Annotated in this window: 8 protein-coding genes; 3 read left to right on the forward strand and 5 right to left on the reverse strand. The window is 37.1% G+C overall.

Annotated features, from left to right (window positions below; translation table 11 throughout):
- Window positions 1-4: 4 nt before the first annotated feature.
- Window positions 5-5986, reverse strand: a complete 5982-nt coding sequence (locus PEDSA_RS18530) for a T9SS C-terminal target domain-containing protein (protein ID WP_013634704.1) — start codon at window positions 5984-5986, stop codon at window positions 5-7.
- A 293-nt stretch (window positions 5987-6279) separates the two neighbouring features.
- Between PEDSA_RS18530 and PEDSA_RS18535 the strand changes: the two genes are divergently transcribed.
- The 3 genes from PEDSA_RS18535 to PEDSA_RS18545 all read left to right on the forward strand — a co-directional run bounded on the left by PEDSA_RS18535 (window position 6280) and on the right by PEDSA_RS18545 (window position 10826).
- Complete coding sequence (locus PEDSA_RS18535) at window positions 6280-8826, forward strand: NACHT domain-containing protein (protein ID WP_013634705.1); 2547 nt, start codon at window positions 6280-6282, stop codon at window positions 8824-8826.
- Between the two features lie 80 nt (window positions 8827-8906).
- Window positions 8907-9536, forward strand: a complete 630-nt coding sequence (locus PEDSA_RS18540; RefSeq protein ID WP_013634706.1) for a sterol desaturase family protein — start codon at window positions 8907-8909, stop codon at window positions 9534-9536.
- A 9-nt stretch (window positions 9537-9545) separates the two neighbouring features.
- Window positions 9546-10826 (forward strand): NAD(P)/FAD-dependent oxidoreductase, encoded by a 1281-nt coding sequence (locus PEDSA_RS18545; RefSeq protein ID WP_013634707.1) that lies wholly within the window; start codon window positions 9546-9548, stop codon window positions 10824-10826.
- Between the two features lie 474 nt (window positions 10827-11300).
- Here PEDSA_RS18545 and PEDSA_RS18550 read toward each other — a convergent pair whose 3' ends face one another.
- The 4 genes from PEDSA_RS18550 to PEDSA_RS18565 form a co-directional block, all read right to left on the reverse strand.
- Window positions 11301-12152: an IS3 family transposase gene (locus PEDSA_RS18550; RefSeq protein WP_013632087.1), complete on the reverse strand. Its 852-nt coding sequence runs from the start codon at window positions 12150-12152 to the stop codon at window positions 11301-11303.
- A 5-nt stretch (window positions 12153-12157) separates the two neighbouring features.
- A complete protein-coding gene (locus PEDSA_RS18555) occupies window positions 12158-12514 on the reverse strand; it encodes a transposase (RefSeq protein WP_013631395.1) in 357 nt (118 codons plus the stop codon).
- Window positions 12515-12708: 194 nt separating this feature from the next.
- Window positions 12709-13761 carry a phosphotransferase enzyme family protein gene (locus PEDSA_RS18560; protein WP_013634708.1) on the reverse strand — a complete coding sequence of 351 codons (1053 nt, stop codon included), beginning with the start codon at window positions 13759-13761 and terminating at the stop codon, window positions 12709-12711.
- A 372-nt stretch (window positions 13762-14133) separates the two neighbouring features.
- Window positions 14134-15156 carry a LacI family DNA-binding transcriptional regulator gene (locus tag PEDSA_RS18565; RefSeq protein ID WP_041537567.1) on the reverse strand — a complete coding sequence of 341 codons (1023 nt, stop codon included), beginning with the start codon at window positions 15154-15156 and terminating at the stop codon, window positions 14134-14136.
- Window positions 15157-15224: the final 68 nt, after the last annotated feature.

A 15224-nucleotide genomic window follows, 5' to 3' on the forward strand; every position in this document is an offset into this window, starting at 1 on the left:
TGATCTATCTGATCAAAGTCACGGTACCTTTTTTAGTTTCTCTGTTTCCGTCGTTGAAAGTAACTTCTATATGGTAGACATACACTCCGGACGGTTGGGCCTTGCCTTGATAATTTCCGTCCCAACCAATTGTTGGTTGATTAGATTGGAATATAAGCTGTCCCCATTGGTTAAACACTCTCATAGTCATAGAGCTTATAGTATTACTGTAAATCAGAAACTGATCATTTTGTCCATCATTATTAGGAGTGAAGGTGTTTGGAATAAATACTCCGTTACCAAAAGGATTCTCGCTCTCTATAGTTAATAAGGACGAACCTGCACTGGTTTGACATTCGGTAGTACCTTTAGCTCTTACAGATAAGGAAACCTGTTGTGCTGGTTTTAGGTTGTCAAATGTATGTGTAGTTCCCGTAACTCCCGAACTTGGTGCAGACCATGTTTGGCCATTAATGGAAATCTCATATCCTTTCGCATTAGTAACTGGGCTCCAGCTAAAAGTAATGCTGTTCGTGGTTTTGCTTTGAACCGAAACAGAAGGAATAGCTAAAACAGGAAGTACATCGACATTTACCATAGCTCTTCCCGAACTAGCACAAGAATTAGCGTTTACTGCTTCCACATAAAATGTACTGTTGGTTGTTAAGGCTCCGGTAGTAAATCTATCACCTTCTCCTAATACTGTACCTCCGGTTAAATTAGTGTACCACTTGTAAGTAATTCCAGCTACAGGATTCTCTACATAAAGACTTGCCGTAGAGCCTGAGCATATTATATTATTTGTTGCTTTCGCCGAAGCAGGTGTAACAGGTATCGGCAGAACTGTAACGTTTACACGGGTTCTTGTCGAACTGATACATAAGTTAGCGTTTCTGGCTTCCACAAACACAATAGTGCTGGCTTGTAGATTTAGCATTGGATATGTTCCTCCAGTGTGAAGCGGACTGCCTCCAGTTTCGCTTGAATACCAATTGTAAGTAGTACCGGCAACAGGGTTATCTACAGAAAGCGTAGCGGAAGCTCCGGCACAAATTGCTTTGTTATCAATGCTAACCGAAGCTGGTGCCATCGGCTTGTCAAAAACTTTAATAGTAACCTTAGTTCTGTTAGAACTTACACAAGAGTTACTGTTTGCCGCTTCAATAAATAATGTGAGGTCACTGTTTAAAATGCCGGTAGCATAGTTTATACCTTCATGTATTGGTGCTCCGTTAAATTCCGTATTATACCACTTATAGGTAATTCCCGAAGTAGGGTTTTTAACTGATAAAGATGCTATGGAGCCTGAGCAGATGGATGGTCCATTCACAATGTCCACGTCGGCAGGAGCAACCGGAATACTTAAAACTGTTATGTCTACTTTTGTTCGTGTTGCGCTCACACAAGAATTTGTATTGATGGCTTCAACGTACAATGTTGTGTTTCCGGTAAGATTGTTTGTGGTGATAATATCTCCTTCATATAAATAACTACCGCCACTTAAGCTACTGTACCATCTATATGTAAGTCCGTTAACCGGATTATCTACAGAAAGTTTAGCGGGTGATCCAGCACACAATTGAGTATTGGCTATGCTTATAGAAGCAGGAGCCGCCGGTGCAGGTAATATGTTAACATTTATGGCAGTTCTACTGGCGCTTGTGCAGCTGGCATTAGATGCTTCTACATAGAATATCGTATTCGCTGCAATAGCAGTTGTTTCATATGATGTTCCGCTGCCTAGTAAAACGCCGCCAATAGGTTGATTATACCAATTGTAAGTTATACCGTTTTCAGGGTTCGATATACTTAATGTAGCCTTTGTTGATGGGCAAACTTCAATGTTGGTTGATGTTACTGAAGGGGTGTTCGGTAAATTGCTAACAGAGAATGTTGTTTTTTTTCTGTCTCCCAGAAGAGTCTCGCAGTAACCGTCTGCACTAGCACCGCCATAGTAATTGTATGTTTGTCCGGCAGTAGCATTTACTGTAAATATACCGGTAGTATTGCTGGTAATAAATGCATGGTTTTCATCATATAAATAAAATATAGGGTTTAATAATGACGGATCTGCGGTTATTGTAACAGTTGTTGTGCTGCTGTTGTTTAAGCAAATCATATTACCATTTGCTGATATTGATGCAATTTGAGCTGTTTGTGGACATGAAACTGCTATACTTGCATAAGTTGTTTTAGAAACGGCGTTCGCTGTTACAATTGCATAATTAGATATTGTATTAATCAGGCCTACGTTATTATTCACTTTTACTGTGAAAGAAACGGATTCAGTAGCCCCAACTGCTATTGCCGGGATGTCCAATGTTATTTTCCCGGTATTCGGATCAAAGTTTCCTCCGGTTAGATAAGTAGTATACGCAGGCAATGGATTCTCAATTGTCACATTAGATAAAGCAATATTTCCTGTGTTTTCTACATTAATTGTGATCGTAAGTTCTGCTCCTGGGGTAGCGGTAGCACCGCTTGAAGAAGACACACTGCTCGTTACCTGAAAGCTCGCGTTTTGCTCAGTATCATAATCTGGTGTGCTTACGGTTTTTGGATTATTTTCCGTAGGGTCTGTCGGGTTAGTGTCATCCTCAACTGTGGCTGTGTTTTTTATGGATGCAATTCCTGATAGGTCATTGTTCACCTTAACTTTGAATTCCGCGTTCAGAGTTGTTCCAACAGGAACGTTTACATTCCATTTCAAAGTGTTACCTACGTTATCATAAGTTGCACCATTGGAAGCACTTCCTGCTATGTAGGTTGTACCGTTAGGCACCAGGTCTTCAATAGAGATGTTGTCCAGTAAAACATTTCCTTTGTTTTCAATAGCAATAACGTAAGTTAACTCAGCTCCCGGTTCTATTTTCTGACTGCTATTTAAGCCGGAAGTCAGGGTTTTTGTGGCTGCATAACTAACAATTTGTTTCGTGTTTGTGCCCGGAGTTTCTGGGTTTTGCGGGTTCTGCGGATCTTCAGGATCAGTAACAGTAGCTTTGTTTTTTATTATAGATACACCCGTCAGGTCATCTTTTACTTTTACTTTAAAAGTAACCAATGTTGTGCCTCCAACAGGTATAGACAAGTTTGCCCATTCCAGTATATTCGAGGAAAAAACACCATTATGACTTGCTGAGTTAGCTATATAAGTTGTTCCGGCAGGAATAGGATCTAGAATGGCTATATTGTTAATAGCAATATTTCCCTGGTTCTCCAGTTTAATAGTATAGGTAATTTCATCACCGGCCTGTACAGGATTTACTGTGTTATCAAGTTTTTCTGAAATAAATTTCCTGATTTGATGGGTTGGTGTAGGCCCCACTTTTGCTTCAACTGTACCACCAGGACCTTCAATTCTGGCAATGTTTTCTATATTTGGTACATTTGTCAGATCGTTATTAACAAGAGCTTTGAAAGAAACTGTTTTAGTTTCACCTACATTGAGGTTAATCGACCATGTAATTTCGCCACCGTTTTCTTGTCCCCCATTGTCTGCACTATTTGCTTGATAGCTAGTGCCATTAGGAACGATATCTTTTACACTAATACCGGATAGTGTCATGTTTCCTTCGTTTTTAACCTGTATGGAGTAGGTTATTATCGATCCGGCTTCTATCTGGTTGTTGGTATTTAAGTTATTTACTGTTTTTTGTGCAGAATATTTAAAAGTTTGTTCAGTATTTACTGGAGGAATTTCTGGATTCTGGTCCGGCTGACCAGGCACCGTAATGGTAGCTTTATTACCTATGGCACCTATTGTGGTTAAATCGTCCGCCACTTTTACGATCATACTTACCGTTAAGCTGCTATTTGCAGTCACGGTAAGGTTATTCCATTGGACTATATTGTTGGTTAGTGTGCCACTGTTGCTGGCACTTACGAAAGTAGTACCCAGTGGTAGCGGATCTGTTATAGTTATATTTGTTAGATCGCTGGAGCCTGGATTGCTTACAGTAATTTTGTAAGTTAGATTTGATCCGGATTCTATTTTCCCATTTGCATTTAATCCTTCAACTGTTTTTGTGCTTCCAAATCCCCCAACTTGCAGGTTTACCGCAGTGCTAGCTATAGAACTACAACCGCCTAATCCGTAGGCTATAACCGTGTAAGATCCTGCGTCGTTAGAGGAGGCATTGTTTATCGTATAAGTAGAGTTTGTTGCTCCAGGAATTTGATTTGAATCTTTAAACCATTGATAAGATACAGCTCCTGTTGCAGATGCTGTAAATGTTATTGATCCCTGAGCACCAATAGTTTGGTTACCTGCTAAATCAATAACTGGTAGAGATACATTGTTTATTGTAGCAGTAACTTGTTTTAGTGCTCCTGCTGGATTTTCGCAGGTGCCGGTACCGCTTACACTGATGTAATAATTACGAGTGGCGGTAAGTCCGGTAATTCTTAGGGATCCATCAGGATTTAATTTGTAGGTAGAACCATTAGAAACTATTCCATCTGTAATCGCCTGAGTTTTATTGGCGTCAAAATACCAGGTAAATATCGGGTTGGAAATTGCACTTCCTGCGGTTAAGGAAGGTGCCGCCAGTAGAATTGGTGACCCTAAACAGACTTGCGAGTTAGAAGCAGTAATGTCTGCAGCACGGGCTCCGGGAGTAACAATAATCGTGATTTTTGTTCTTTCAGATATGGGATCGGAGCAACCAAAGCGGTATAGTGCTACTTGCAGTTCATGAGTGCCTGGACTGAGTCCTGTCAGGTTTATATTAGCACCATTGTTTGTTATACCAGTAGTTATTTCATTATTTGAAGTATCGAACCATCTATACGTCGAGCCGGATTCCGGAGATGAGATACTTAAATTTACCGGAATGCCTTCACAAACAATTAATGAACCATTGTTTAACCCAGGACTTTGTATGATAGGTAATGGTGCTATCCGGCCGATTTCATGTATATACAATCCTCCCAGGGCCATTGCTGCTCCATCTCCAATAGAGATTTGAATTCTATTAAAAGGGACAGAAGTAGGAAAGGTTAGGACTTGTAAGTTGTTGGAGCCTCCAAGAAGGTTCAGTTTTAAAAGTGCAGAATTAAGCGTAAGGTCTTCTGCACTTTGGTTATCATTATAAGTTCGTATTCTAAGGTTTTGAGATAATAAATTTAAGTCCAGTAATCCGGTGTTTTGATTCTTTAAAATTAATCGGATAGAATCTCCGCTCCTGCTAAGTGCAGGATATATAGCCGTAAGGTAAGTTTGGTTTAACGCTCCAACATTTGCTCTAAGCAAAGCTGCGGTAGAAGGGTTTCTGTCAATAGCTCTTTCTGGATTTTCTACTGCATTTAAACCGCCCGCCAGTATACCAGTATTGCCATATAATACATCTATTGGTGTTTCGCACACAATATTGCTGACCTGCTTTGTGAAATAGGCATGATAAATTTTAGCAGTGGCTAAGGCACCAATAGAAAGTAAACTGTTTTCCGGTACTCCTAATTTTATCCGTACGCCGTCATAATCTACCTGAGGAATAAAGGTAAATTCGACTACCTGATCGCCTTTTAAAACAGTAAGGAGACTTGTTCCAGAAATTTCATTACCCACTGGTACACCATTTTTTGTAGCCTGGACATGCAGGCCGTTTAATACGGAAAGTAGGTTATTTCCCAGCCCCAGTTTAACAGTAACGGGAGTTTGCTGGGTTGGCTTTTCGTTCTCAAACTTGAGGTTTACCCATGCTTCAGCACCAAGAGTGAGCTTGAGTACTAAAGGTACACTCAAATCAACAACAGTTGAATTAAGTGTGGCGTAGTTAGAGACGTTCCCGTCTATGGCATTGTTCTCATTGTTAACATAACCGGATTTTATAAGACCTAAAAGATAGGCGTCTGCGCTTTTTTGCACACTATTGGCGTATACTCTTTGACGCGGATGTTGTGCATAAGAGGTCGATAAAGAAACCAGTACCATAACCATCACCATCAGCGCTCTTAATAGGTTCAAGGTAAGGTAATGGGGTTTCTTTTGAGTAAATAATAATTTCATAAGCGGTTGTTTTGTGATAATTATTTTTTCAATTCTAACAACCGTTTTTGAAAAAAGTCTAATTCATTTCATTCAATTTTTTTTCTGAATTCATTCATTTTGTTCGTTTTGTTCAATGTGTCGATTTCTTGAAGGTTAATGTAACCTTTGGTGTGTTTAAAAGGTATAAAGTTTAGTAGTTTGTATTGGTTTTATTAATAACGAGAGTAGGCTTTTTGATTATTTTGTTCATGAACAATCTGTGAACAAAAGTTTAGTTTTATCGTTAAATATGTTTTCTTTTTAGTTTTTAAATGGATCGAGATTTACTTTTGCTTAAGAAACAAATATTAGAAAAATCTTCAATCACAGTCCCTACTCCGGCAGATTGTAAGAGAATTGCTTATTTAATCAGCCAGGCTGTTAATAAAAATATAAGCGAAACCACCATCAAAAGGCTTTTTGGTTTTGCTAAAACCACACATAATTTTTCGAAGTACACTTTAACTGCACTTCAGGAATTTATTGGGGAGACTCGTTTTTACCATTTGGAAGAGGAAAGTGAGGGGCTGAATATTGATAAGAAAATCAAATTACTAAAAACTGAGTCGGAAAACCTCACTCTCAAGACACTCAATAACATAAAAAGTAAGAGTACTATCAAATATAGTTATACTACCAGGCGAGAATTTTGTGAAAGAGAGTTTAACTATTTTTATAAAAAAGATTACTTTTTTTGTTCTTATGTAGCACAGGCGGGTTACGGTAAATCTATCATGTTGGCCAATCTGGTCGAGAATTTTTTTCTGAAAGAGGATGCTGTTTTTAAAGATGATATGCTATGGTTCTTCAATCCACATATGTTGCTTGACCTGGAAAGTCATGAATATAATATAGATTCCTGGCTGAATGCGCATATAAAGCAAATCGTACCTGAAGGCTTCATTAGTTTCTGCGATCAGTCAGCGGAATTGTTAAATGGTAAAGTTGTATTTATTATAGATGGCCTGGACGATGTAACGTTAAAAAAAGACAGTTTCAATAAACTGATAAATTCTCTCGCAGATTTTATTTTCTCTAATTCCAGGCATACCTGGCTGAAAGTTGTCATTAGTATGCGAAATATTGGATGGTTAAATTTCTATGAAAAAATAAGACATTCCGCTTATATCAAGTCTAAATGGTATTCCGGCAATTATAGTTCAGGAGAAGAGTTTACAAACATGCCTCCGTTGACAGATAAGGAGATAGATAATGTTATCAGTAATTTTTCAATAGATGCAAGTAGTATCAATCCCAAAACAAAACTGCAGCTTAGAACTCCCTTTTATCTGCGCTTTTTTCATGAATTATTAGGAACTGAAAATGACGAAACTTATTTTACCGATCTTACCTATTACGAGCTGATATCTAAATATGTCCATTTAAAAATTAATCTTTCCGCACACTATACAGAGAAGATTATTCTGTTAAAAAAACTTATTGCTGTAGCAACTAAAGCTCAGAAAGGTAATGCGGTAGAAAAAACAGAATTGCTTACCGATATTGTAACCTTTAAAGATGCTTATGAAGAATTACTATTGCATGGTGTTCTTGTAGAAGAAAAGCATTACGGAGGTGTTTTGCCAGTAGAGATTATCCGGTTTCAGCAAGTACATGTTTTTGAATACTTTCTATTTATAGAAACTTTGGATAAGCATCAGAGACAGGTAGATAGTACTTATTTGAAATATATTGATGATCACTATGAAAATTCGCCTCTGGGTTTAAAATTATTGCAATGGACAGTGCGTTATGTGGTGATTAATGATCAGTCAGAGTCGCTAACTAAGCTAATTCGTCATGAAATTCCAATAGCCGAAAAAAAATATTTTCTGTTTTTCATTGCAGAAATGCTGGAAAGTCGAGAAAAGAACAGGCAGCTTTTCTATTCCGATTTTAACCATAAGGAAGTTCATGCAGCTTTTCTTTCTCAACTTTTAGGTTTTGATTTTACCGATTTCTATTATAAAAATACACTGAAGAGTCTTTTTAAGACAACCCAGTCGGTAGAACAGCGGTTTTTATACCAGTCACTTTTAGGCTATGTTTATTTCTTCGAGTTAAAGATAGATCAGCTTAAGGCGGTGGTTGACGAATTAAATGCTTTGATTAATCACAATGATATCTTTGAAAATAAGCAAATCGAGACGTTTGAACTGATGCTTGATTATCTAAGCGGGAATACAGAAAATGCAGAACGTATTATTGATTTTGTTGCCGATAAGGCTGTTTTAGACCATGTTAAGCCGGGTTCTTTGGATACCAAAGCTGTGTTGTCTTATTTTTGTTATTGTATGGTGGCTATTTTATATGGCAGAAATGATGCCTTTGTTAAGGCTTCTGAGATTATCTACGCCAAACATCCGGCTATCTTCAAACGCAGATCAGGGTTATCGTTATATCTGCTGATTATATCTGCTTTTGTTCATCTTAATGATGATTTAAAACTGGTAGAGCGCATAGTCCGCCATATTACTTTAGTAAAGAATAGTGTAGGAGATAACTTCCATTCCTTTTTCTATCTCATGCTTTGTTTTTTAATGATACTCATGAATCTTTCCAAGTCAAATATACCAAAGACGATTATTTATCTGGAGGAGGGCTTAAGTATAGCTGAACTCAAGAAGGTGCATTATTTTGAAAAGTTGTTTCTGTTGATATCGGTAAACATTTATAATCACGTAGGCGACTTCGAGAAGTCGGAGAAAAACTCTTATACCTTGCATTGTCTGGTTGATGATATGAAGATTTCGACCAAGAATGTGCTTAAATTTTTACGTGGAATAGGCGCAAACGCTCCCGATCTATTTTCAAAATAGGTATATTTGGACATTTTAAGAAAGTTTACAACCATTTTGGTTCTCTATTGTTTAATGTTTTTTGAGAATACTCATTAGTTATGCAGCCAGAACAAATTAAGAATAAGGGACAAGCCAGATTGTTTGAAAATCCATTCCTGGAAAGTCTGACAAAAACAAGACCATGGGTAATTTATGTATTGTATATTCCTGTCTGTATGTATATGTTATACTATTCCTACGGTACGTTGGGCTTTTCCATAGGCAGAGTATTGGGAGTATTCTTTTTTGCTTTTTTCTTTTGGACTTTGTTTGAATATTTTGCACATCGGTATCTGTTCCATTATGAGCCTAAAAGTAAAATTGGACAACGTATTGTTTATATATTTCATGGTAACCATCACGAATATCCCAGGGACAAAATGAGGCTATTTATGCCCCCTGTACCTAGTATAATTTTGGCCTCGGTTATTTTTGCAATTATCTGGTTTAGTCTTGCCGGGGTAATTGGAGATCCAAATTATACATTTATGTTCTTCCCCGGTTTTATGATCGGATATTTGGCTTATGTGTCTATGCATTATGCCATTCATGCATTTGCACCGCCAAAGTACTTAAAAGCATTGTGGAGAAATCACCATTTACATCACTATAAATATCCTGAAAAAGGTTTTGGTGTGAGTTCGACTTTTTGGGACATGATTTTCCGCACTGTGCCCGAAAAAAAATAATATACTGATATGAGCAATAGCCCCAAAAAGATAATTATAGTAGGTGGAGGGTTTGCGGGCATTAACCTGGTTAGGAAGCTGGCAAAGTCGAATCTGTTTGATATTACTCTGGTAGATAAGAATAATTATAATTTCTTTCCACCTTTAATATATCAGGTAGCTACCGGTTTTTTAGAAAATTCCAATATAAGCTATCCATTCAGAAAGCTTTTCAGAGATAAAAATGTGCGTTTTAGAATGGGGGCCGTCCTTCGTGTTATTCCCGAAGATAAGACGCTTATACTGGACACCGGGAAATTATCTTATGATTATCTGGTATTCGCAACCGGAACAGAGACCAATTATTTTGGCCTTGAAAACGTGAAGAACAATGCGATCCCCATGAAAACATTGGACGACGCATTGCTGATGCGTAACATTCTGTTGGAAAGGTTGGAAAAAGCTACCATTGCGGAAGATCAGGAAGAAAAGACTCGTTTAATGACGGTTGTAATAGCTGGTGGGGGACCTACAGGGGTAGAAATATCCGGAATGTTAGCAGAGTTGCGAAAATCTACCGTAAGAAGGGAATATCCCGAATTGGTAGGGACCAGATTTGAACTTTATCTGGTAAATGGAGGAGGGGAGCTTCTTTCTCCAATGAGCGTTAAATCACAAACTTATACACTGGAATCTCTGGAGAAATTGGGTGTTAATATATTATTGAATACCAGAGTTACGGATTTTAAGGATTCGAAAGTTTATCTGGGTAATGGCGATACTATAGAGGCGGAGACATTGATCTGGGCTTCGGGAGTTAAAGCTATTTCTTTCGAAGGACTTCCGGCCAACATCTATGGATCAGGTAACAGGATGATTGTCGATAGCTTCAATAAAGTAAGGGGCATGGAAGATATCTATGCATTGGGCGATACCTGTGTCGTTACAGAAGACCCGGAATATCCCGGAGGACATCCGCAATTAGCTCAAGTAGCTATTCAGCAAGGAAAAAATCTTGCGGCTAACTTTATGAGAATATTAAAACAAGAACCTCTTCTGCCTTTTAAATATGACGATAAAGGGTCTATGGCCATTATCGGGAAAAATAAGGCCGTTGCTGATATTCCCTTCAAAAATATCCATTTTCAAGGGTTTATTGCCTGGCTAGCCTGGCTTTTTATCCACTTAATGTCTTTGCTAAACTATAGAAACAGAATGAAGACTCTATATAATTGGTCTATAGCTTATTTTACCAAAGATAATTCCTTAAGGATGATTATCAGGCCAGGAAGGAATAGTAATAAAGGATAAGCTTTATTAGAGTATTCACCTCAAATGAAGACTAATTCCATGACATCTTAACTTTCTTTTTAGGATCAGGAGATGCTTTTTAAAAGTTATCTGTCCTTAATATGGGAAGCCTATATCTCACATTTTTAAAATAGCTAAATAGCTTATTCTACATAGAAAGTTTTCGTACAATATGCACAGGTACACTTTATCCGGAAATACTCCTGAACTGATCCTCATTTTATCCATTTTGTGCCTAGATGAAACCATATAAAGTCCATATTTTATATTAAAAACATGGAGTAATATTGGACTAATCATGGATAATATACGGATTCATAGAGAATCAAGTAAGGTGCTAATTAAGAAAAATATAAGTATGTCCTATACTAGATTTACTTGACAAATTTGGACGGTAATTACTAATTTTGGTTTACAATTTATATTATTTTCCCGATATTACTTTACACTAAATTTTATTTTCCTGATTTCACTTTACCATGCATTACTTGATGCATGTTTTGCTTGTGGTGTTTGAAGCTGGCAAGAGAAGTGGGGTCTGATCTGGTTATAACTGATAATTGCGTTTTCTACTGCATCTTTAGCTTTTTGGTATGAGTCAAAAGATTGGTATAGATTAAATTCTTGTTTTAAAATACCATTCACCCGCTCTGCGATAGCATTATCATAAGGGCTTCCATTTTGCGTCATGCTAATTTGTACATTTTGGCTGATCAATAATTGGACATAATCGTCACAGCAGTATTGAATTCCCCTGTCAGAGTGATGAATAAGAGGTCTTTTGGGGTATAATCTTGATTTTAACGCCATCTGAAATGCTTTTATGCATCCTTCTGCTTTTAAGTTTCGACTTAAGTTATAACCTACAATTTTTCTTGAATAAGCATCTGTAATCAAACTAAGATAGATAAAACCTTTTTTTGTTTTTAAATAGGTAATATCGCTCACCCATATTTCTTCTGCCATTATAGCTTTACGTCTTTGCACCAGATCCGGCCATTTCTTAAAATGATGAAAGGAATTGGTCGTTCTGGCATATAATCTCCGGGGCTTAACCAGCAAATTATTTTCCTTTAATAAGCAGAAAAAAGCATCTCTTCCCATCGAAATCTGATGAGCAGATAGGAATTTTTGCAGCATGGAGTGCATCTTAAGGCCGCCGATGTGGGGCAATTCACTTTTTATTTGTCGAACCTGTTCTATCACTAAAGTTCTTTGTAGTTGTTTCTGTCCCTTATTTTCAGCTAGCTGATACCAACCTTGACGACTTTTACCAAACAAAGCACAAATTGTTGTTAGGGAAATTTCATGATATATTTCTTTCATTTGTCCTACTGTTTGGTACCAGGCTTTTTTACAATATCTACCCCCATTTCCCGTTCGGCATTACGAATGAGCATTTCTAATGCGGTGATCTTAAGTTTTGCCAACGCTAATTCCTCTTCAAGCTTAGCGGTGTTTGAGGGCGTTAATTCCGCAGGAGAACTTGTCTCTGGGGCTGGGTCAGGATGATGCTTATTGTACCACTTTACAAAGTAAAATACATTGTCTGAATTTAAATTGTATTTCTTGCCAACCTGACTGGCGCTATAGTCACCCAAAATATATTCTCGGGCAACTGCAATTTTAAAACTGTCTTCGAATAAAGGAGTACGACCTTTGCTCTTTCCTTTTCTTGGTTTTTCCATTGTTCTTTAAAGTTAGGATTTTGTCCAAACTTGTAAAGTGGATTTAGGAACGGACAGTAAAGTCTGGTACCAGATGTTGGATTTGGAAATCTCTGATTAGATTTACTGTTGCGGCTTGGTATGGCAGTGAGTGCCTTTTCACATTGAATAGGAACTCACTGCTTTAGATTAAAATATATTTTTAAAAACTGGATTTAAATGCCAGATGTCATTATTTTTTTGAATTCAGTTTCTGCATTTAGATATTCTTTAAGCAACTTAATTTGATTAAGAGCTCTTGAAAGATTGTGTTTAGGGTATTTAGCGCCATAATAGGTATCGTTGTTCAGGTAATCGGTTAAGAACCTTAGCGCTTGCATATATATGATAAACTTACCAGAATAGATGAAAAGAGACTTTTCTTCTTTCGTAAGATTTGAGGAGAATTCACTCATATATCCATCGTAAATTGCTTTGAACATTTCTGTTCTTACCGAAACTTTGCTAATATCCTGTTCTTCTTCATTGGCAGGGGATAGATAAGTTCTCATCATATCTCCAACGTCACTAAAGAAATAACCTGGCATTACGGTATCCAGATCTATAACACATATACCTTTCCCGAATTCATCAAATAACACATTGCTAATTTTTGTATCATGATGGATTACTCGTTTGGGAATGGTATTCTCATCAACAATTTTTTCATAGGTATCTACAATATCTTTCCATTTATATAATTCGTCAATTGCAGTTTGGGTTTCAATAACTCTTTCCTGATTGCCATTGCTTACAGCGTCTTCAAATTGTTTGAAACGTAATGACAAATTGTGAAAGTCTTTAAGAGGTATACCAAGATTACTTAAATTAAAATCTGCCAACAGATAGGAGAATTTACCAAATTGCTTTGCGGCTTCGTAAGCCTCTTCTTCGGTATTAACAGTTGTAATGGTTACCGAGCCTTCTACAAATTCCGTTAATCTATAATATTCTCCATTTTGTTTTATCAGCGTTTCTCCTTTTAGGGATGGTACAGATGAAATAAAAAGATAATCCGGATAGAATTTATTTAAGAAATGTTTGATGTTATTAATGTTGTCATCAATGATTTCAGGTTCGGTAAAGACATGATGATTTATTTTTTGGAGAATATATTTTTTCTCTCCGGAATCTACTAACCAGGTATGGTTGATCAACCCGGAACCAAAGTTTTTAATATTACATCTGTCTTCGATGAGACCAAATTGATTTAATATATCTGCAAGCATATGAGTAAACTAATAGAAATTGCTATAACTCAAATATACTTAGAACCTTGTTTAATTACTTACGCAAACGTTTGATTGATTTGTCAAGTAACAAGTATTTAGACTGGCTGAAGGGATTAGTTTATTAGTCATGAGTTCATCAGTAGCTTTTCCATGGATTATCGATGATGGACAGAAGACTTCGGTCCTCCGACATCCAGCTTCCCACTTTTGAGTTTATTAATCATGAGTTCATTAGTAGCTTTTCCATGGATTATCGATGATGGACAGAAGACTTCGGTCTTCCGACATCCAGCTTCCGACTTTTTTAGTTCATTAGGCATCAGTAGATCTGCTATGGACTATGGACCATCAACTATGGACCACCGACCTTTAACCCTTCTCTACCAACTGAGATTCTATGTACACTTTATAATAAGCGTTGGTGTCTTCATTGCTGTTTTCCTGTTGATGGATTAGATCAAGTAAAATCTCGGCTGATTTTTCTCCTTGTCTGTAAGGGAATTGTTCTACGGAGGCTTTAGGCCCAAAATCTATGTATTTGAATAGGGGTAAATTGGAGTAACTGACAAACTCTATGTCTTTGGAAAGATCCAATCCCTGCTTTTTAGCGTGATTAATGGCATACAATGCGATATAATCGTTAAATGTTACAATGGCAGAAGGCTTCCTTTTGTTATTCATTAAGATGTCAAAAGCTTCCTCGGCCCCTTTCTCGGTAAGGTCGCAATCAATAACTAAGGAGGGATCAAACTTAAGCCTATTTTTTGTAAATGCTTTTATATAACCTTCTTTACGTTCTTTACTCGCATATAATGTTGTTGGACCGTTAATGAGACCTATGGTTCGATGTCCTTTCTTTAACAGGTAATTTACCGCTTCTACCGTACCGGTCTCCATGTTGCAAACCACATAGTGAATATCTTTTCTGGCGGGAATGCAATCAAAAAATACTAAAGGTATCCGGTTCTTTTTGAAAGCTTCTACATGAGAAAAATTGGATGTTGTTTTAGATAAAGAGATCAAAAGTCCATCTACCCGATGATTAAGCATTTTTTCTACGAGCTTTTTTTCTTTTTCTTCATCATCATGAGATTGAGCAAATAAAACTGTATAATTTCTATGGTTTGCCACGTCCTCTATGGCACTGATTGCGGTGGCAAAAAAAGCTTCAGAAAGTTCGGGAACTATAACACCAATTGTGTTGGTTTTTCCTTTTTGAAAGGATATTGCTGCCAAATTAGGAACATAGCCTAATTGTTCGGCGAGTTTTTTGACTTTAATACGCGTAGATAAGCCGATAGTGGGATGGTCATGAAGCGCTCTTGAGACACTTGACGCAGAAAGATTTAGTTTTTTTGCAATTTCTTTTATAGTTATTGGCTTCTTATTCACATCTACTAAATTAAATAAAATATTTGTTTTTAAGCTAATCAAACGTTTGTGTAGTGTTGATTTCTCTA

Origin of the sequence: Pseudopedobacter saltans DSM 12145, from assembly GCF_000190735.1 — a bacterium.
GTDB lineage: Bacteria > Bacteroidota > Bacteroidia > Sphingobacteriales > Sphingobacteriaceae > Pseudopedobacter > Pseudopedobacter saltans.